16 protein-coding genes and 2 pseudogenes are annotated in these 19,106 nt (G+C 74.8%); 8 read left to right on the forward strand and 10 right to left on the reverse strand.

What is annotated here, in order from left to right; all coding sequences use genetic code 11:
- Positions 1-7: 7 nt before the first annotated feature.
- Positions 8-745, forward strand: a complete 738-nt coding sequence (locus AFB00_RS27415) for a CbtA family protein (protein ID WP_068799580.1) — start codon at positions 8-10, stop codon at positions 743-745.
- A 13-nt stretch (positions 746-758) separates the two neighbouring features.
- Here AFB00_RS27415 and AFB00_RS27420 read toward each other — a convergent pair whose 3' ends face one another.
- Genes AFB00_RS27420 through AFB00_RS27435 form a run of 4 tightly spaced genes read right to left on the reverse strand, consistent with a single transcriptional unit; the run spans position 759 to position 4,625 of the window.
- Positions 759-1,541: an ABC transporter ATP-binding protein gene (locus AFB00_RS27420; RefSeq protein ID WP_068799581.1), complete on the reverse strand. Its 783-nt coding sequence runs from the start codon at positions 1,539-1,541 to the stop codon at positions 759-761.
- Positions 1,538-2,575: a FecCD family ABC transporter permease gene (locus tag AFB00_RS27425; protein ID WP_083275869.1), complete on the reverse strand. Its 1,038-nt coding sequence runs from the start codon at positions 2,573-2,575 to the stop codon at positions 1,538-1,540. Before AFB00_RS27425 ends, AFB00_RS27420 begins: the two co-directional genes overlap by 4 nt.
- Positions 2,572-3,597, reverse strand: a complete 1,026-nt coding sequence (locus AFB00_RS27430) for a FecCD family ABC transporter permease (protein WP_068799582.1) — start codon at positions 3,595-3,597, stop codon at positions 2,572-2,574. Before AFB00_RS27430 ends, AFB00_RS27425 begins: the two co-directional genes overlap by 4 nt.
- Entirely contained in the window at positions 3,594-4,625 is a 1,032-nt protein-coding gene (locus AFB00_RS27435; RefSeq protein ID WP_068799583.1) for an ABC transporter substrate-binding protein, read from the reverse strand. The genes AFB00_RS27430 and AFB00_RS27435 overlap by 4 nt, the downstream gene beginning before the upstream one ends.
- A gap of 145 nt (positions 4,626-4,770) precedes the next feature.
- On the opposite strand from AFB00_RS27435, the gene AFB00_RS27440 reads away from it, so the two are divergent.
- From AFB00_RS27440 to AFB00_RS27460, 5 genes and pseudogenes are all read left to right on the forward strand, one after another.
- On the forward strand, positions 4,771-5,421 hold the full coding sequence (locus AFB00_RS27440; RefSeq protein ID WP_068799584.1) for a GntR family transcriptional regulator: 651 nt from the start codon (positions 4,771-4,773) through the stop codon (positions 5,419-5,421).
- 2 nt (positions 5,422-5,423) lie between these two features.
- Positions 5,424-6,418 (forward strand): annotated as a pseudogene (locus tag AFB00_RS27445) (1-aminocyclopropane-1-carboxylate deaminase).
- A 265-nt stretch (positions 6,419-6,683) separates the two neighbouring features.
- Complete coding sequence (locus AFB00_RS27450; protein ID WP_068799585.1) at positions 6,684-7,007, forward strand: hypothetical protein; 324 nt, start codon at positions 6,684-6,686, stop codon at positions 7,005-7,007.
- Positions 7,008-7,814 carry a YbfB/YjiJ family MFS transporter gene (locus tag AFB00_RS27455; RefSeq protein WP_068799586.1) on the forward strand — a complete coding sequence of 269 codons (807 nt, stop codon included), beginning with the start codon at positions 7,008-7,010 and terminating at the stop codon, positions 7,812-7,814. It abuts the gene before it with no gap.
- Positions 7,815-8,139: 325 nt separating this feature from the next.
- Positions 8,140-10,275: a DEAD/DEAH box helicase gene (locus AFB00_RS27460; protein ID WP_068800733.1), complete on the forward strand. Its 2,136-nt coding sequence runs from the start codon at positions 8,140-8,142 to the stop codon at positions 10,273-10,275.
- 12 nt (positions 10,276-10,287) lie between these two features.
- Here AFB00_RS27460 and AFB00_RS35885 read toward each other — a convergent pair whose 3' ends face one another.
- From AFB00_RS35885 to AFB00_RS35890, 6 genes and pseudogenes are all read right to left on the reverse strand, one after another.
- Positions 10,288-10,812 (reverse strand): aromatic-ring hydroxylase C-terminal domain-containing protein, encoded by a 525-nt coding sequence (locus AFB00_RS35885; RefSeq protein WP_335726546.1) that lies wholly within the window; start codon positions 10,810-10,812, stop codon positions 10,288-10,290.
- Positions 10,719-11,807 carry an FAD-dependent monooxygenase gene (locus AFB00_RS27465; protein ID WP_335726547.1) on the reverse strand — a complete coding sequence of 363 codons (1,089 nt, stop codon included), beginning with the start codon at positions 11,805-11,807 and terminating at the stop codon, positions 10,719-10,721. The genes AFB00_RS35885 and AFB00_RS27465 overlap by 94 nt, the downstream gene beginning before the upstream one ends.
- Positions 11,804-12,454: an acyl-CoA-like ligand-binding transcription factor gene (locus tag AFB00_RS27470; RefSeq protein WP_068799587.1), complete on the reverse strand. Its 651-nt coding sequence runs from the start codon at positions 12,452-12,454 to the stop codon at positions 11,804-11,806. The genes AFB00_RS27465 and AFB00_RS27470 overlap by 4 nt, the downstream gene beginning before the upstream one ends.
- Positions 12,455-12,526: 72 nt before the next feature.
- Positions 12,527-12,883: a VOC family protein gene (locus AFB00_RS27475; protein WP_068799588.1), complete on the reverse strand. Its 357-nt coding sequence runs from the start codon at positions 12,881-12,883 to the stop codon at positions 12,527-12,529.
- 88 nt (positions 12,884-12,971) lie between these two features.
- Positions 12,972-14,363, reverse strand: a complete 1,392-nt coding sequence (locus AFB00_RS27480) for a hypothetical protein (protein ID WP_156819742.1) — start codon at positions 14,361-14,363, stop codon at positions 12,972-12,974.
- A gap of 145 nt (positions 14,364-14,508) precedes the next feature.
- Positions 14,509-16,503 (reverse strand): annotated as a pseudogene (locus AFB00_RS35890) (prolyl oligopeptidase family serine peptidase).
- 156 nt (positions 16,504-16,659) lie between these two features.
- Here AFB00_RS35890 and AFB00_RS27495 point away from each other — a divergent pair.
- Positions 16,660-17,697: an NADPH:quinone reductase gene (locus tag AFB00_RS27495; protein ID WP_068799591.1), complete on the forward strand. Its 1,038-nt coding sequence runs from the start codon at positions 16,660-16,662 to the stop codon at positions 17,695-17,697.
- Positions 17,698-17,793: 96 nt separating this feature from the next.
- On the forward strand, positions 17,794-19,104 hold the full coding sequence (locus AFB00_RS27500; RefSeq protein WP_068799592.1) for an NAD(P)/FAD-dependent oxidoreductase: 1,311 nt from the start codon (positions 17,794-17,796) through the stop codon (positions 19,102-19,104).
- Positions 19,105-19,106 lie beyond the last annotated feature (2 nt).

The raw sequence follows: 19,106 nt of genomic DNA on the forward strand, positions 1-19,106 counted from the left end.
TCGGGTGATGGTCGTACGGAACCTGCTGGTCCGGGGCATGCTCGCGGGCCTCGTCGCCGGGCTCGCCGGCTTCCTGTTCGCCCGCCTGGTCGGTGAGCCCGCGCTGGACGGCGGCATCGCCTTCGAGGACGCGATGGCGCACGCCGCGGGAGCCCACGAGCACGAGGAGCTGGTGAGCCGGGGGGTCCAGGCGAACGCCGGGCTCGGGGTCGCCTACGTCGTCTACGGCGTCGCGATCGGCGGTATCGTCGCGCTCGTCGTCGCCGGGGCGCGGGGGCGGCTGGGCCCGGCCGGGTCGCGGGCGACGGCCGTGGTCGTCACCCTGCTCGGCTTCGTCTCGGCGGTGCTGCTGCCGCTGCTGAAGTATCCGGCCAATCCCCCGGCCTCGACCGAGGACGAGACCATCGGTTCGCGCACCGGGCTGTTCCTGGTGTTCGTCGCGATCTCGGTGGCGCTGGTGGTCGTCGCCGTCGTCGTCGCCCGCCGGCTCGCGGTCACGCTCGGCTGGTGGAACGCCGGGGTCGCGGCCGGAGCCGGGTACGTCGTGCTGCTCCTCGTCGTCGGCGCACTGATGCCGGCGGTCGCCGAGACCCCCGGCGACTTCCCGGCGACCGTGCTCTACGACTTCCGGATCGCGGCGCTCGGCGCGCAGGCGGTGGTGTGGGGGGTGCTCGCCGTCGTGCTCGGTGCGCTCGTGCACGAGCGCCGGAGCGCCCCGGCCGGGGACCGCACCGCCGTCGGCTGAGGCTACCGAGGCCTCAGACCCGCGGGCGGGGCAGCACCAGCGGGGTCCCGGTCAACGGGTCGGGCAGCACGAGGGCGTCGACCCCGAACACCGACCGGACCAGCTCCTCGGTCACGACCTCGGCCGGCGGCCCCTCGGCGACGATCCGGCCCTCGCGCAGGGCGACGAGATGGTCGGCGTAACGGGCGGCCAGCTCCAGGTCGTGCAGCACCATCACCACCGTCCGCCCCCGTTCGCGGTTGACCCGCCGCAGCAGGTCCAGGACGTCGAGCTGGTGGGCCAGGTCCAGGAAGGTGGTGGGCTCGTCGAGCAGCATCGTCTCCGGCGACTGGGCCAGGACCAGCGCGATCCAGGCGCGCTGGCGCTGGCCGCCGGACAGCTCCGCGACCGGCCGGTCGGCCAGGCCGGCGAGGTCCGTCGCCGCCAGCGCGTCCGCCACGGCCGTCTCGTCGTCGGCCGACCACTGGCGGAACCAGCGCTGGTGCGGGTGCCGCCCGCGGCCCACGAGGTCGGCCACGGTGATGCCGTCCGGGGCGACCGGCTGCTGCGGCAGCATGCCGAGCCGGCGGGCCAGCTCGGCCGCGGGCCACGAGGTCAGCGCGGTGCCGTCGAGGTGCACCCGGCCGGACCGCGGCCGGAGCAGCCCGGCCAGCCCGCGCAGCAGCGTGGACTTCCCGCAGCCGTTCGGACCGACGATCGCGGTCGTCCGGCCCGGCGGGATCGCGATCGTGGCGTCGTGCACCACGGTCCGCTCCGGCACGTAGGCCAGTCGCAGGTCCTGCCCGGTCAGCGTCATCCGCTCGCTCCGATCCGTTTGCCGCGCACCAGCAGCGCGATGAGTACGGGTGCGCCGACGACCGCTGTCACCACGCCGACCGGCAGCTCGTGCGGCACGAAGGCGGCGCGGGCCACGAGATCGGCCGCGACGACCACGGCGGCGCCCGTCCCGGCCGAGGTGAGCAGGCCGGGGCTGCGCCCGGCGAGTACCCGGCGCACGATCTGCGGCGCGACCAGCGCGACGAACCCGACGGGTCCGGCCGAGGCCGTCACGAGCGCGGAGAGACCGATCGCGGCCGCGAGCAGCACGATCCGGGCCCGCCCGATCCGCGGGGACAGCACGCGGGCCAGGTCGTCCCCCAGCTCCAGCAGGTGCAGCCGGCGCACCGACGCGAGCGCCACCGGCAGCAGCACCGCCAGCCCGGCCGCGACCGGCAGGAGATCCGGCCACGACCGCCCGGACAGGCTCCCGACCAGCCAGATCGCCGCCGCGTAGGCCGCGTTCACATCGGCCCGCCCGAGCAGGAACGTCGCCGCGGAGGTCAGCATGGCCGCGATCCCGATGCCGACGAGGACCAGCCGGTAGCCGGAGTACCCGTTCCGCCAGGCGACCGCGTACACCGCGACGGCGGCGACCGCGGCCCCGGCGAGCGCACCGCCGGTCACCCCGGCCGACGACGCGCCGAACCCGATGATCATCACGACCGCCCCCGCGGAGGCACCCGCGTTCACCCCGATGACGTCCGGGCTGACCAGCGGGTTCCCCGCGAGCCGCTGCAGTACGGCGCCCGCGACGCCGAACGCCGCGCCCACCGCGATGCCGACCAGCGCGCGCGGCAGACGATGGGTCACGACGACGTCGTAGGTGATCAGGGTGCCGTGTCCGGCCAGGGTGTCGAGCACCGTGCCGAGCGGTAGCGGGTACTCGCCGATCGTCACCGCGGCCAGCCCGACGGCGACAGCGACCACCCACACCACCGTGCCGAGGACGAGACCACGGACCCCCAGCCGGGCCGAGACCGGTCCGGTGCGGACCAGGAACGTCCGCGTCACAGCGCCGACACCGTCCGTGTCCGGACCAGGTGGAGGAACACCGGCCCGCCGAGCAGCGCCGCGGTGACCCCGATCTGGATCTCCTCCGGCGCGATCACGATCCGGCCGGCGACGTCGGCCAGCAGCACCAGACCCATCGCCAGCAGCGCGGAGAGCGGCAGCACCCACCGGTGTGCGGTGCCCACCAGCGTCCGGGCGGCGTGCGGGGCGACCAGCCCGACGAACGCGACCGGCCCGGCCAGCGCCGTCGCCGTCCCGGCGAGCACGACCACGGCGGCCAGGCCGGTGACCCGGGTGACGCCCGGACGCGCGCCGAGGCCGCGCGCGGTGTCCTCCCCCAGCGCGACGGCGTCGAGCCGGCGCGTCAGCGCCACCGCCAGCACGAGCCCGGCCAGGACGAACGGCAGCGCCTGCAGCACGGTGGTCAGCTCGGCACGGGCCAGCGATCCGATCACCCAGTACCGGTAGCGCGCGAACAGTTCCCGGTCGAGCAGGACGAACGCCGACGTCAGGGCGGTGAGCAGGGCCGAGACCGCGGCACCGGCCAGTGCCAGCTTCACCGGCGTCGCGCCGTCACGGCCGGACCCGCCGACGGCGTACACCGCGGCCGCGGCGACCGCTCCCCCGGCGAACCCGAACCACACGTGCCCGGCCAGCGAGCCGATGCCGGCCGTGGACATCACCAGGATCATCGCCGCGGCGGCCCCGGCGTTGACCCCCAGCGTCCCCGGACCGGCCAGCGGATTGCGGGTGACCCCCTGGGCTACGGCGCCGGCGAGGCCGAGGCACCCACCGGCCAGCAGGCCGGCCAGCGTGCGCGGGATCCGCACGTGCCGCACGACGAAGTCCGCCTGATCTCCGGAGAAGCGCAGCATCCCGTCTGCCAGCTCACCCCAGGACAGCGGCCGGGCCCCGACCTTCATCGACAGCACCGTCGCGACGAGGACCAGCGACACCGCGGCGGGCAGCGCCCACGCCGTCGTGGCCCGGGTCCGGAACCGGGCCGGCGCCGTGGCGGTCACTCCGGATGGACCAGGTCCGCGACGCGCTTCGCGGCGAACGGGGCCCGGATCCCCGCCGCGCGGTCGGCGAACAGGAACGGGAACACCCGCCCGGAGCGCACGGCCGCACTGCCGGCCAGCGCCGGGTCGGTGCGGATCTGCTGCACGTCGGCCTCGCCGTCGGCCTCCGTGGTCGTCGCGTCGCAGCAGGTGGAGGTGAGGATGACGTCCGGGTTCCTGGCGATCAGCTCCTCCTTGGACACCGCGACGTGGCGGCGCCCGGTGAGGTCGCCGAACGCGTTCTGCGCACCGGCCATCTCCAGCACCCGGCTGCCGAAGTCGATGCCGGACGCGACGCGGTAACTGCCGTCGTCGTCGTTGATCAGGATCGCCACCCGCGGGCGCGGCAGATCCGCCGTCCGCTGCTGGACCGCGGTCACCCGGGTCTGCAGGTCGGCGACCAGCTCGTCGGCCCGCCCGGAGGTGCCCAGCACCCGGCCGAGCGAGCGGAGGTCGTCGTAGACCGTGTCCATCGAGACCCGGGCCGGGTCGATCGCCTCGTCGGACAGGCCGTCCGCCGAGGGGCACAGCGGCGCGTTGACCCAGGTCCGCACGCCGAGCGCGCCCAGGTCGGCGCGGGTGCTGACCGACTCGTCGCCGGTCGCGGAGAAGACGTTGTTGTACCCGGCCAGTACGAAGTCGGGGTTCGTCGCGAGCAGCGCCTCCCGCTGCGGCAGGTCCGGCTGGTACGGCACCGCGGCCTGGGCACCGGCGTACGGCTCGAGCACCTGCGCGTCGAGGAACGCGGTGCCGACCAGCCGGTCCGACGCGCCCAGCGCGTGCACCATCTCGATCGCGGGCTGGTAGAGCGCGTAGATCCGCTGCGGCGGGGACGGGACCGTCACCTCGATCCCGCAGTTCACCTCGGTGACCCCGGGGCCGGACGGGGCGGCGTCCGGGGCCGGCGGGCCACCGCAGGCCGACAGGCCGATGGCCAGTGCCGACAGCACGGCGACCGACAGACCCCGGCGGGTGGACCGAACGGACATCGCAGCTCCCAGCGGACGGATACATCGGCAAGATTGACGAGCTGTTCATATGTCATGGACCGCTTCGTGCGCCAGAGTCCGGCTCGTGACGGTGACGCAGACCGCCTGTTGACCGGAATCCGAAATATTGCATATCGTACGTGTCATGCCGATCCCGTCCGAGCGCTCCGGAGCCGCCCGCACCCTGCTACGCGACCAGGCGTTCCGGGCACTGCGGGCCGCGATCGTCGACGGGACGCTGCGCCCCGGCGAGCGGCTGCACGACGCGGAGATCTGCGACTGGCTCGCCGTGTCCCGCACGCCGGTGCGCGAGGCACTGGCCCGGCTGGAGCAGATCGGCCTGGTCACGGTGCGGCCGGGCAGTTCCACCACGGTCAGCGAGCTGGACGTCCGCAGCACCGTGGAGGCCCAGACCGTCGCCGCGGCGATGCACGAGCTGGCGGCCCGGGCCGCCGTCCCGGGCCTCGTGGCCGCGGATCTCGACACGATGACCGTGGCGAACCGGGAGTTCGCCGCCGCGCTGGCCGTCGCCGACGTGGACGCCGCGATCGCCGCCGACGACGCGTTCCACGGCGTGTTCGTGCGGGTCGCCAGCAACCGCAGGGCGACCGCGGTGCTCGACGACGTGACCCCGCTGCTGCGGCGGATGGAACGAGTCCGCTTCGCCTCGCTCACTGGGCGGTCGTCGGTCGCCCAGCACGACCGGATCGTCGGACTCGCCCGGGCCGGTGACGCCGAGGGCGCTGCCCGGGCCACCCGGGACAACTGGATGACGCTGCGACCCGACCAGGAGTGACCATGTCGTTGGACGACTTCGAGCGCTACCCGCTGCTCTTCGGCCCCAGCCCGGTGCACCGGCTCGACCGGCTCACCACGCACCTGGGTGGAGCGCAGATCTGGGCCAAGCGCGAGGACTGCAACTCCGGGCTCGCCTTCGGCGGCAACAAGACCCGCAAGCTGGAGTACATCGTCCCCGACGTGCTGGCCTCCGGCGCCGACACGCTCGTCTCGATCGGCGGCTACCAGTCCAACCACACCCGCCAGGTCGCCGCGGTCGCCGCCAAGCTGGGCCTGCGGGCGCGGCTGGTGCAGGAGAAGTGGGTGGACTGGCCGGACCCGGCGAGCGCCACGGTCGGCAACATCCTGCTGTCCCGGATCATGGGCGCCGACGTCCGGCTCGGCCCGGCCGGTTTCGACATCGGGATCCGGGCCTCGTGGGAGGACGCCATGGCCGAGGTCCGCGCCGCGGGCGGTGTCCCCTACGGCATCCCGGCCGGGGCCTCGGAGCACCGCCTCGGCGGGCTCGGATTCGCGAACTGGGCCGGAGAGGTGGCCACGCAGGAGGCCGAGCTGGGGGTCTTCTTCGACACGATCGTCGTCTGCACCGTGACCGGCTCGACGCACGCCGGGATGATCGCCGGCTTCGCCGGGCAGGACCGCCCGCGCCGGGTGATCGGCATCGACGCCTCCGCGACCCTCGACCGGACCCGCGAGCAGGTGGCCCGGATCGCCCGGCACACGGCGCAGCTGATCGGCCTCGGCCGGGACCTGCGCGACGAGGAGATCGTGGTGCGCGACGGCTGGGCCGGGGACCGGTACAGTCCACCGTGGACGCGATCCGGCTCTCCGGCGAGCTGGAGGGGATGATCATCGACCCGGTCTACGAGGGGAAGTCGATGGCCGGACTGGTCGACCTCGTGCGCTCCGGGGAGATCGACCGGGACTCGACGGTGCTCTACGCCCACCTCGGCGGGCAACCCGCGCTGAACGCCTACGCGGGGGCACTGACCTGAGCGGCCCGGGCACGACCGTCGCGCGTCCTCCCCGTCCGGTGCGCGGCACGGAATCCCTGCCGAGGTGCACGTGAGCGAGCTCCGGGGCTCGACAGCGCCCCGTCACGTGCATCTCGGCGCGTCGGCACCCGGGTGCACGGAGCGGGAGCGTGCGATTGGGAGCGGGGTCGCGCGGAGGGGCACGGGCGTGAAACACGGCTGCGCCGGGCCGAGGACGATGGCACCGTCGCGCCATGGATCGGCAGGGTGTGGGGCCCCCGTCTCCGTGCGCCGGGTCGGGCTCGCCGGCGGCCTGCTGATGGCGGCGACGTTCGGCATGGTCCGCTATGCCCACGGGCTCACGCTCCCGGGCGTCCGGGCCGAGTTCGCCCTGTCCGACGGCGCGCTCGGTCTCGTCGGGGCCGGCACCTTCGGCGGGTTCCTGCTGGCGCTCCTGGTGTCCACTCCCCTTGCGGCGAGACTGGGCCCGCGCGCGCCGACGACGGTCGGTGGTGTCTGCGCCACCGTCGGCTGCACCGCCGTCGCCCTCGCGCCGGGCACGACGGTGCTCGCGATCGGTGCGCTGGTCGCGGGCAGCGCCGCGGGATAGGTGTGGGCGCCCTACACCGAGATGGCGACGAGAGTGGCCGGCGACGCGGACCGGCCCGGGCTGCTGGCCACGATCACCACCGGGGCCGCCGTCGGCCTGGTCGGCGTGGGCCTCCTGGCGCTGGCCGTCTCGACCTGGTCGTGGCGCTGGGTCTGGACGGGCACCGCCGTGCTCGCCGCCGCGGCGACGGCGTTGAACCTGCGCTGGGCGCCTGCGCTCGCCCCGGCCCCGGACCGGCGGGCCCGGTGGACCCCGCCGGTCCGGTTCGCTCCCGCGCTCGGGTTCGCGTTCGCGTTGTTCGTCGGCGCGACCGCCTACCTCACCTACGCGACCGACGCCGCCGCCCGGGGCGGGCTCGGCGGGGCGGCGGGCCCGCTCGTGTTCGTGCTGGTGGGCCTCACCGGGCTGGCCGGGCTGCGGACGGGTCCGCTCACCCGGCGCGTCGGGCCCGCACGGGTCGCCGTGCTCGCCCTGCTCCTCCTCGGCGCCGCACTCGCGCTGCTGGCACTGGGCTCGCGGGCGCTGCCGGTCGTCCTCGGGTCGGCGGTCGCTTTCGGTGCCGCCAACACCGTCGGGTCGGCGGCACTCGCGATCTGGGTCGCCCGGATCGCACCGGAGCAGCCGTCCGGTGCGCTCGCGGTCGCGCTCCTGGTCGGCTCCGTGGGCGCGATCGGCACCCCGGCCGCGATCGGGCTGCTCGTCGCCCGCACCGGTCCGGTGGCGCCGCTGCTCGGGGTAGCGGTGTTCTGCGTGGTGGTCGCGGTGACCGCCGTCCCGGCCGGGCGGTCGACGCCGGCCCGGGCCTGATGTGACCCGGACCTCCGCGGCGAGGCGGCCCGGATGCGTGCCGGTGCTCCGCAGATCGCGATCGACGGGGTAGCATGGTCGACGATCCCGTTGCGCTGTGTCCGGCCAGCCCGGCACACGTGGCGGGTCGCGGACGTCGACGTCGGACCGTGGCTCTTCGCAGTAGCCGGGCCGCCGATCTCCGCGACACCGATCCCCCGCCGGCCGGGCCGTGGCGCGGGAGGGCCGTCCGGCCCCGCGCACCGCGGTCGTGAACGGGCGGGCGTGGCCCCGCGCGGGGCCGCACCCGCCGGCCGGCACCCATCGGACGTCCGAGGAGAAGTACGTGGCTCGACGAGGCCGGTCCCGCCAGGGGGCCAGCCAGGGCACCGCGCAGCGCCGCGACCGTGGTCGCGGCCCGAGCCGGGGCACCGACGTCATGTCGGTGCTGACCGGCGCGGCACGCGAGGTGCGGACCGCGCTGCGGAACGGCCGGGTCACCCCGGCGACCCGCACCAAGTTCCAGACCGTGGCCCTGTTGCTGCGCGACGAGCGCGCCCGCGCCCGCGAGCACACCAACGAGTCCAAGCGCACCGAGAAGCTGCAGCGGCTCGACGAGATCGCCAAGTCCCTCGCGATGGACGCGGTCCGCGACGCCGGGCTGCTGGCGCTGCTCTCCGAGGACGCGGTCGTCTCCGACCAGGCGCGCTCGCTCAAGCGGGAGATGCTGCGCTCGGCCGGCATCGAGGTCGCCCCCGAGGAGGCACCGCCGGTCGAGGTGGTCCCCGAGGTCCCGGCGAAGCCGCGTGTGATCCCGCAGTCGGTGGTCTCCCGGCAGATGGCGAACCCGTTCCTCGCCCCGGACTTCTCCGCCGCCCCCCGCAGCGCACCCCGCCCGACGCCGCTGACCAGCTGGGAGCTGCTCGGCCCGCTGCTGCGCTCGTTCGAACGGGCCGGCGCCGGTGCGACCGCCTGCATGGACCTGCCCGAGCCGACGCAGCGCCCGGTCCCCGGTGACCGCGAGCTGATGCCGCACCAGGGCCAGCTCGTCGCCGCCACCGAGGCCGGGCACCGCACCTTCCTGCTCGCCGACGAGCCCGGTCTGGGCAAGACCGCGCAGGCACTGCTGTCCGCAGAGGCCGCGCACGCGTACCCGCTGCTGGTCGTGGTACCGAACGTGGTCAAGACGAACTGGGTGCGCGAGGCCGCACAGTGGACGCCACGGCGCGCGGCCACCGCGATCCAGGGCAACGGCGACTCGGTCGACGGGTTCGCCGACATCGTCGTCGTCAACTACGAGGTGCTCGACCGCCACATCGGCTGGCTCGGCGACTTCGGGTTCCGCGGGATGGTCGTCGACGAGGCGCACTTCATCAAGAACAAGACCTCGCAGCGGTCCCGGCACGTGCTGGAGATCGCCGACCGGATCCGGGCGTTCACCCAGCGGCCGCTGATGATGGCGCTGACCGGGACGCCGCTGATCAACGACGTCGAGGACTTCCTGGCGATCTGGCAGTTCCTCGGCTGGATCGACGCGACGAAGCCCCGTGCGGACCTGCTCGACGCGCTGACCTCGACCGGCATGAGCCCCGCCGATCCCGGGTTCGAGCGGGCGGCCCGCCGGTGCGTGGTCGACATGGGCATCGTCCGGCGGCGCAAGATCGACGTGGCCGCCGACATCCCGGCCCGCCGGGTCGCGGACCTCCCCGTCGAGCTGGACGGCCCGGCCGGTCGCTCGATCCGGGCCGCGGAGCGGGCGCTGGCCCGCCGGATGGTGATGCGCTACAACGACGCGCTCGCCGCCCGGCGCTCCGGCGCACCGGCCGAGGGCATCGACCACGGACTCGTCCGCGACGTCGCGCGCTGGGAGCAGAAGGACGCCGCAGAGGCCGGCACCGGCGACAACGTGTTCACGATGATGCGCCGCCTCGGCCGGGCCAAGGCTGGGCTCGCCGCGGACTACGCCATGCAGATCGCGCGCAGCGCCGGCAAGGTCGTGTTCTTCGCCAAGCACGTCGACGTCATGGACACCGCCGAGCAGGCGTTCGCCAAGAACGGCGTCCGGTTCTCCTCGATCCGGGGCGACCAGACGCCCGCGGTCCGCCAGCGCAACATCGACGCCTTCGTCGAGGATCCGGGCGTCGCCGTCGCGGTCTGCTCGCTGACCGCCGCCGGCGTGGGGCTGAACCTGCAGGTCGCGTCGAACATCGTGCTCGCCGAGCTGTCGTGGACCGCCGCCGAGCAGACCCAGGCGATCGACCGCAGCCACCGCATCGGGCAGGACGAGCCGGTCACCGCGTGGCGGATCCTCGCCGCCCAGACGATCGACGCCCGGATCGCCGGCCTGATCGACAGCAAGGCCGGGCTCGCCGCGGCCGCGCTGGACGGCGCCGACGACGTCTCCGGTACGTCGGCCGACGTGCAGTGGGAGGCGCTGGTCGCGCTCCTGACCGAGGCACTGGAGGCGGATCTCGCCGCCTGAGCGCCGGACCGGTCAGCGGCCGACGGCAGCCGGGGTGCCGAACCAGCGGCGGACCGCGGCCCGCAGTCCGTCGGCGTCGGCGGCCGGATCACCGGCCCAGGCCACGTACTGGTCGGGGCGCACCAGGATCGCCCCCGGCCGGGACCGTTCCGCGGGCAGCCGCAGGAGTTCGATCCGGTCGTCCTCCGCGACGGCGGACCCGACCGGTGTGTGGTCCAGCAGCAGCGCCCGGCCGGCGGCGAGCGCGGCCGTCGCCTCCGGTGGCGGATCGGCCAGCAGCCGTCCCACCGACGGGTGCGCGTCGGCACCCACGCCCATGTCGTAGCGCAGGTCGGTACCGGCGCTCAGCCCGGCGAGCCGGGCGAGCGTCGCGTCGTCGGCGAGCAGTTCGGTGAACAGCTCGCGCAGCGCGGTGACCTCGGGCCCGGGCATCAGCAGCGCGCTCAGCGCGCCCGCGTGCAGCAGCACCCGGCGGGCGGCGGCCCGGCGTTCGGTGTCGTAGCTGTCCAGGAGATCGCCGCCGGAGTCGCCGCGCACGACCGCGCGAGCTTCCAGCCCAGGTTCACCGCGTCCTGCATGCCGAGGTTGAGCCCCTGACCACCGGCCGTGTCAACGTGCGCCGCGTCGCCCAGCAGCAGCACCCGGCCGTCCCGGAACCGCTCGGCGTGCCGGTTGTTGCCGCCCTCGATCCGGCGCAGCGCGTGCGGGCCCGCACCGTCGGGTGCCTCGAACGCGACGTCGGCGCCGAGCACCCGGGCCACGCTCGCGCGCAGCTCGTCCAGGGACATGGTCGTCGCGGACGGCGGGCGGTCCCACTCGACGGCCGTCAGCAGCGGGTCCCGGCCCGGCAGCGGCGCCCAGGTCACGCCGCCACGGTCGGTCCGCACCCCGGCGAACGGGGCCAGCGTGCCGAACCCGGGGACGACGAGCCCCCCGCTCGCCGGCTCCAGCTGCTCCGGCCGGACCCGGACGGCGCCGATCCGCGTGGTGGAGCGGTCCTGGCTCACCCCGGGGAAGGCGATCCCGCAGATCCGGCGCACCGTGCTGCGCCCGCCGTCGGCACCCACCAGGTATCCGGCGTCGATCCGGTAGCGGCCGTCGGGGCCGTCCACCTCGACGGCGACCCCGTCGGCACCGTGCCGGACGTCGACCAGCTCGTGCCCCCACCGGATCTCCGCACCGAGCTCGGCGGCCCGGTCGGCCAGCACCGCCGCGATCCGGGGCTGGCCGACCGGGACGACCCGCAGCGGGTTGTCGGCGAGCCGGACCAGCTCCAGCGGCATCCCGGCGAAGGTGTATCCGGGCACCGGCGGGACCGGACGGTCGTCACCGGTGAGCCGGGCGACGAGCCCGCGCCGTTCCAGGACCGTGACGACCTGCCCGACCAGCCCGTTGGCCTTCGGTTCGGGATCCGGTCCCGGTGCCCGGTCCAGCACCACCGGACGGCAGCCGGCCAGCGCGAGCTCGCAGGCGAGCATCAGCCCGTTCGGGCCGGCTCCGGCGACCACGACATCGGCATCGGCACCGGTCATGACTCCCCCTCGGGACCGGACGGTCGGCGACCCGGCTCCTCGAGCCCGGCGGTGAGCCGTTCGAGCGCGTCCCGCAGCACGGGACCGAGCGGCACCGGACGGTCCGAGCCCAGGCAGTGCGTGATCGCGACGTCGACGGCGGCCTCCACCGCGGCCGCGACGAGGTGCGGGTAGGTGTCGCGCGCCGGATCGGTCCCGCTGAGCGACCCGATCGCCGCGGCGAACCCGTCGCGGGCGGCGGCGCTCGCCCGGGCCAGCTCACCCTGCAGCGCGGGCTCGGCCAGCATCAGCCGGATCGCGGCGGCCCGTCCGGGGTCCGGCGCGGAGCGGTCCGCGGCCCCGGGTGCGAACTCGGCCACCGCCGCGTCGACCAGCGCGGGACGCAACGGCGTGCCGGCCGGCAGCGCAGCCAGCGTCTCGGCCACCCGGACCATCCGGTCGGCGTGCCGCCCGGAGATCGCCGCGGCCTTGGTCGGGAAGTAGTTCCGGAACGTCCGCGGCGCCACCCCGGCCCGGTCCGCGATGTCGTCGACGGTGACGGCGGACCAGCCGCGTTCGGTGACCAGTTCGACCGCCGCGAGGCTCAGTGCGTCCCGGGTCGCGCGCTTCTTGCGCTCCCGCAGGGTCGGTTCGGGTACTCGCTCCACGGACCGGACCGTACAAGAAAATGCCGGATCGGCAAATATGCCGATCCGGCATTCAGAGGTGCACCGCCGCCGTCAGCCGGCAGGTGGGGTGTAGAACTGCAGGTCGTTGCCCTCGGTGTCGCGGAACGGGAAGATCCGCCCCCACGAGTGCTCGCTGATCTCGCCCTGGACGTGCCCGCCGCGCCGGGACAGGTCGTCGAGGGCGTCCTCGATGCTGGTCTCCGGGCGGAAGGAGATGACGGCGCCGCCGTGGTCGGCCAGCTCCGCGGTCTCGCGGCCGTTGAGCCCGATCGTCAGACCGCCCGCGTCGAACTCGGTCCAGTCCGGGCTCTCCATGGTCAGGTCCAGCCCGAGGACGTCCCGGTAGAACGCCGTCGCCCGCGCCATGTCGGTGACGGGTACCCAGACCGCGGCCACGTGCTCAGCCATGTGCTCTCTCCATCCTCCGGCCACCGGTTGTCAGGAGATGGCTACCCCCGCCCGGAGGGGTGAAACGGAGCCGGGCGGGGGCGCCGGATCACTCCCAGCAGACCGTGGGGCCACCGGACTTGCGCACCATCCACACCGACAGGAAGGTCTGCGCCGCCATCACACCGATGCGCTGCTCGCGACCCTTGTAGGTGTTCTCCGCCGCCGGGCCCTCCAGCGGGCCGAGGTAGGTACGGCCGTCGGTGGACCTCGCCTGCATGGCGAGCTGCGCCTCGTTGTGCAGAGCCTCCCACTCGCTCGCCGGGACCGACGCCTCACCGTCGAGCCCGTACAGGGAGACCAGGGCGTCGAAGTTGCCGAAGTAGAACGGGAAGCCGGCCGGGGAGCCCCAGTCGTTGCCCTCCGGGTAGAAGACGTCAGGCGCGCCGGGCGTGTAGATCGTCTTCTGTGCACCGGAGGCCGGGTCGTCGAACTTCCGGTCGACCAGCGCCTGGTAGACGAGCGGGATGTTGTGCTGGGCGGCCTTCGGAGCGCACTTCCCGCCCAGGGCGGAGATGGCGCCCTGGTAGAGACTCTGGTCGAACGCCACCATGTAGATCGGGTGGATCAACTGGTGGTTGCGTACGACGCCGTCGTCGTCGATGTTGGAGCCCTGCAACCAGGTCGACGGCTGGATGCCGCTGAGCGGCTCCTGGGCGGCGAGGTCGGCCGGGCGCGCGGCGGCGGCCACGAGCAGTTCGTTGTTGCGCTCCTGCCACCCCGGTGCTCCCGGCGCCTCCGGCAGCATGGCGGCGTTCAGCCCCAGCAGCGCGGCGCTCCAGCTGTTCTCCTCGGACTTGCTGTCACCGGCCTCGCCCCCCTCGACCGGCCGGCCGTCCCGGCCGTTGCTGAAGAGCTTCTCCCGGTCGCCACGGTCGAGGTTCGCGTCCGCGGTGAGGTACATGTCGTCGCCCGAGGTCAGCACGTCGGCCTCGGAGGTCAGCATGGCGACGACGGCGGCACGGTCGGGTTCGGCCAGCTCGTCCCACACCATCCAGGCCGCCGCGCCGCCGTAGTAGGCCCACAGGGCGGACTGCCACTGCTTGCCCCAGGCGTCGGGCTCACTGCTGTTCGCCCGGTGCTGCGTGGCCAGGGCCCGCACGAGCGAGACCACCCGGCCGGTCGCCTCCTCCACCGGCAGGTCCTTCGGGTCGTACACGTCGAGGCTGAGCGCGGTCGCGACGGTCATCGCCGTCATCGCGGGGTAGCGGACGTTCGCTTCCTTGTTGCCGCCGAGGTCCACGGGGGCGTCGGCCTCCGCGGCCGGGTAGGTCTCGTCGAACCACGGTCCGGCGAGGTAGCGGGAACTGCCCTGCAGGATCTGCAGGACGCGCCGGCTCTGCTCGTCGTCGGCCGAGTAGGAGCCGAGGACGTCCGCACCGATCGGGGTGACCTGCTGCGCCGGATCGTCCGGGGATGCCTGCGCCGCGCACGCAGTCACCACCACCACGGTCACGACGGCGCCGGCCGTTCTGAGAAGCCGGGGAATTCGCATCTGCACTCCGATCGGGGACCACGGGATCTTGCCCACGCACAGTCGATGCCATACCGATCGTTGTGTCAACAACTTCTTTCGTGGATCCGCGTCACCCGGCCGGCATGTGCCGCCCGAACCAGTCCACCACCCGGGTCAGGAAGTCGATCTGCGCGGGCCAGGACCGCACCCCGTGTCCCTCCTGCGGGTAGATCACCAGCTCCGACTCGACCCCGTGCGCGCGCAGCGCCCGGTGGAACTCGAGGGCCTGCCCGGGCGGGGTGCAGTTGTCCAGCGCACCTGCCACGTTCAGGCACGGGGTGCGGACGGCGCTGGCGTGCAGCACCGGGCTGCGGGTGTGGGCCCTGGTGCCGTGCTGCTCCGGGTCGGCGTCGAGGAACCGGTTGCCCCAGGCGGCGATGTTGCTGGTGAAGCTCTGGCTCTACCAGTCGGTGACCGGCGAGACCGGGACGGCGGCGGCGAACCGCCGGTCCCGGGTGACCAGCCAGGACGACATGTACCCGCCGTAGCTCCCGCCGATCAGGCCGACCCGGCTGCCGTCGGCGACACCGCGCGCGACGAGCGCGTCGATGCCGGAGAGGTAGTCGTGGGTGTCGGCCCCGCCCATGTCCCCCACCACCAGTCCGGCGAAGTCCTGCCCGCGGCCGCTGCTGCCGCGCGGGTTGGGGTTGAGCACCGCGTACCCGCGCGACACCAGCAGCGGCACCCACTGCGCGCGCATCGACCAGGTCTCGCGGAACGCCCAGATCGGCCCACCGTGGATGTTCACGACCAGCGGGAACGGGCCGTCGCCGCCGGGAGTGCAGAGGATGCCGTCGATCTCGGTGCCGTCGGGGGCGTCCCAGGTGACCGGCCGGGCCGTGCCGCCGACCGAGCGCAGGTGGCCGGTGCCCGGGTGCGCGACCGACGCCAGCACCCGGTCGCCGTCCGGCCCGGACAGGACGACCTGCTGCGGCAGCCCGTAGGACTCCTCGATCGTGCACACCCGGCCGTCGGCGGTGAACGCACCGTCGGGATGGAAGGTGCTGCCGCCGCGCGCGGTCGCGGAGGCGACGACCTCGGTCACGGGGCCGTCGGGGCCGTCGGGGACCGGAAGGACGCCGGCCACCGACTCCAGGCGGCGCAGGCCCAGGTAGCCGAGCCGGGCGTCGTCGATCCACTGCAGCCGGGTCACGTCGACGCCCCGGGTGTCGACCCGCCGGACCGCACCCGACCCGGTGTCGACGAGCAGGAGGTCCCCGGCGACCACCCAGCGGTCGCTGCACACCGCCTCGGCCACCGCGATCCACCGGCCGTCCGGTGAGCCGGCCGGCCACCCGAGCTGCACCGCGCTGCGCAGCAGCGTCCGGACCGAGCCGTCGTCGGCACCGACGACGCTCAGCTCCGCGCCGTACCAGTCGTCCTCGCCCGGGCCGCCGGAGGTGACGGCCACGACCCGGTCCGAGCCGCACCAGCCGGCCTCCCAGCAGTTCAGTCCCTCCGGGGTGAGCCGATCCAGCGCGCCGGTGGCCGGGGTGAACGACCACAGGCTGCGCCACGCCTCGCCGGGTGTCCCGCCCTCGACCCGCGGGGCCCATGCCGGAGCGTCGGCGGACCCGGCGAGATTGACCCCCGAGCCCTGCCCGCCGGACAGCTCGGCACCGAGTCCGGCGACACCGAGCAGGATCCGCCGCCCGTCCGGGGACCAGTGCAGGTACTCGACCGTGCCGGGCACCGGCGGTGTCCCCTCCGCCTCCCCCAGCCGGTCGTCCGCCAGCAGGTGCAGCCCGAACACCCCGGGCTCCGCCCGGTCGGCCAGGAAAGCCAGCGTGTGCCCGTCCGGGGAGAACCGGGCGCCCCGGGCCGAGCACCCGGCCGCCGAGATCCGGCGGAGCGCGCCGTCGTCCGCGGTGAACAGCGCGGTGGGTGCCACCCCGTCGAACCCACCCGGGACGCTCGCGGTCACCACGGTGCGCAGCCCGTCGGCGCTCACGTGCAGCTCACGCAGGTCCGAGGGCCTGCCGAACCCCGGTTCGTGCACCGCACGCAGGTACTCCAGGACCTCCTCGTAGCGGGCCGTGCCGGTCACCGTCGTCCTCGCCGTCATGGGTGCTCCCTCCGTCGGTCCACACTCGCCGGTCACGATCCCCGCCCGGCCGGTCCCGGCTCCACCGCCGGCCGTCGCCGATCTGCCACCGGCGGTGCGACACCCGTCGGACGCCGTCGTCGCGCCCCGTACCGCGGCACCGTCCAGACTGGGGGGATGAGAGCGATCGTCTACCGCGACAAGGGCGACGCCGACGTGCTCCGGCTCGTCGACCGCGACCTCCCCGAACCCGGCCCCGGCGAGGTCCGGGTCCGGATCTCCGTGTCCGGGATCAACCCGACCGACTGGAAGTCCCGCGCGGACACCGGCTCCGTCATGCCCTTCCCCGAGGTCGTCCCGCACCTCGACGGCGCGGGCACGGTCGACGCCGTCGGACCGGGTGTCGACCACGGCCGGGTCGGTGAGCGCGTCTGGTTGTTCATGGCCGCGGCCGGACGGCCGACCGGCACCGCGGCCGAGTTCGCCGTCGTGCCCGCCGAGCTGACCGTGCCGCTGCCCGACGGGGCGGGGTTCGAGCTGGGCGCGGCGCTCGGCGTCCCCGCGCTCACCGCGCACCGTGCCCTCACCGTCGCCGAGGACGGGCCCCGCCGCCTCGGACCGGGCGCGCTGGACGGGAGGGTCGTGCTCGCCGCGGGCGGGGCCGGTGCGGTCGGGCACGCGGCGATCCAGCTCGCCCGCTGGGCCGGGGCCACCGTCGTCAGCACGGTCAGCGGGCCGGACAAGGCGCGGCTGGCCACCGCCGCCGGGGCGCACCACGTGGTCAACTACCGGGAGGGCGACCCCGCGGCGGAGATCCGCGGGATCGCCCCGGACGGCGTCGACATCGTCGCCGAGGTGGCGCTCGGCGCGAACCTCGCACTGGACCTGGCCGTCCTGCGGACCCGCGGCACGATCGCGACCTACGCCAACGACGGTGCCCGCCCGGTCGGGCTGGACGTCCGGCAGAACATGACGCTGAACACGCGTTTCCAGTTCCTGGTGCTCTACACCGTCGGTCCCGGGGCGCTGGCCGCCGGGGCCGCGGACGTCGCCGCCGCGGTGCGGGACGGCGCGCTGCCGGTGGGCGAGGAGCACGGCCTGCCGCTGCTGCGCTTCCCCCTCGACCGCGCCCCGGAGGCGCACCGGGCGGTCGAGGGCGGCGCGGTCGGCAAGGTGCTGGTGGACGTCGCACCGGACGGCCCGGCCCCGGCCTGACCGTCCGGGACGGATGAACAGGTGTCGCGCCCGGGGTCCGGGTTGTTCGACGGGTGACGATCCCGGCCGGACCGGCCCGGGCGCGACCATGACACGGTGACTCTCACCGCGGACGCCGTCGTCGTCGGAGCCGGCGTGATCGGCTCCTCGACGGCCCTCGAACTCTCCCGCGCCGGCCTGCGGGTCGTCGTCGTCGACCGGCTCCCCGGGCCGGGCCAGGGCTCGACGAGCGCGTCGAGCGCCGTCGTCCGGTTCAACTACTCGACGTTCCCCGGGGTCGCCGCGGCGTGGGAGGCCCGGCACTGCTGGGAGTCCTGGCCGGAGCACCTCGGCCTGCCCGCCGGCACCGGCGGGACCGCGCGGTTCCGGCGGACCGGGATGGTCTTCCTCGACGTCGACGTGGCGCCGCGGGACCGGGTGCTGCCGCTGTTCGACCGCGCCGGCGTCCCCTACGAGGTGTGGGACCCCGCCGAGCTGGCGCGCCGGGTGCCCGGACTCGACCCGGGCCGGTTCTGGCCCCCCAGGAGGCTCGACGACGACGCGTTCTGGGCCGACGCCGACGGCCGGATCGGCGGGGTGTGGACCCCGGACGCCGGCTGGATCGACGACCCGATGCGCGCCGCGGTCGACCTCGCCGACGCCGCCAGGGCCGCCGGGGCCAGGTTCGTGTTCCGGGACGGGGTGACGGCCGTGCGCCGGGCCGGCGACCGGGTCGCCGGCGTCGACCTGGCCAGCGGGGAACGGATCGACGCGCCGGTCGTCGTCAACGTCGCCGGGCCGTGGTCGGCACAGCTCAACCGGATCGCCGGGGTCGGTGCCGACTTCTCCGTGACGACCCGGCCGTTGCGCCAGGAGGTGCACGCCGTGTCGACACCCCCCGGTTACGACGACGGCGACCACCCCGGCCCGGTCGTCGCCGACCTGGATCTGGGCACCTACCTGCGCAGCGCCCCCGGCGGCACCTTCTACGTGGGCGGCACCGAACCCGAGTGCGACCCGCTGCAGTGGCTCGACGACCCCGACGACGCCGACCCGAACCCGACCGCGGCGGTGTTCGACGCCCAGGTCACCCGGGCCGCCCGGCGCTTCGGGGAGCTGGCCGTGCCGCCCCGGCCGCGCGGCGTCGCGGGGGTGTACGACGTGTCGACCGACTGGGCCCCGATCTACGACCGGACGGAGCTGGACGGCTTCTACGTCGCCATCGGGACCAGCGGGAACCAGTTCAAGAACGCGCCGGTCGCCGGTCGTTTCCTGGCCGCGATCGTCACGGCCGTGGAGAACGGCCACGACCACGACGCCGATCCGGTCGGGTACCGCGGCGAGCACACCGGGCTCACCGTCGATCTCGGGGCGTTCTCCCGCCGTCGTGAGCTGAACCCGGACTCCAGCGGGACCGTGATGGGCTGAGC

This window comes from Pseudonocardia sp. HH130630-07 (assembly GCF_001698125.1).
GTDB lineage: Bacteria > Actinomycetota > Actinomycetes > Mycobacteriales > Pseudonocardiaceae > Pseudonocardia.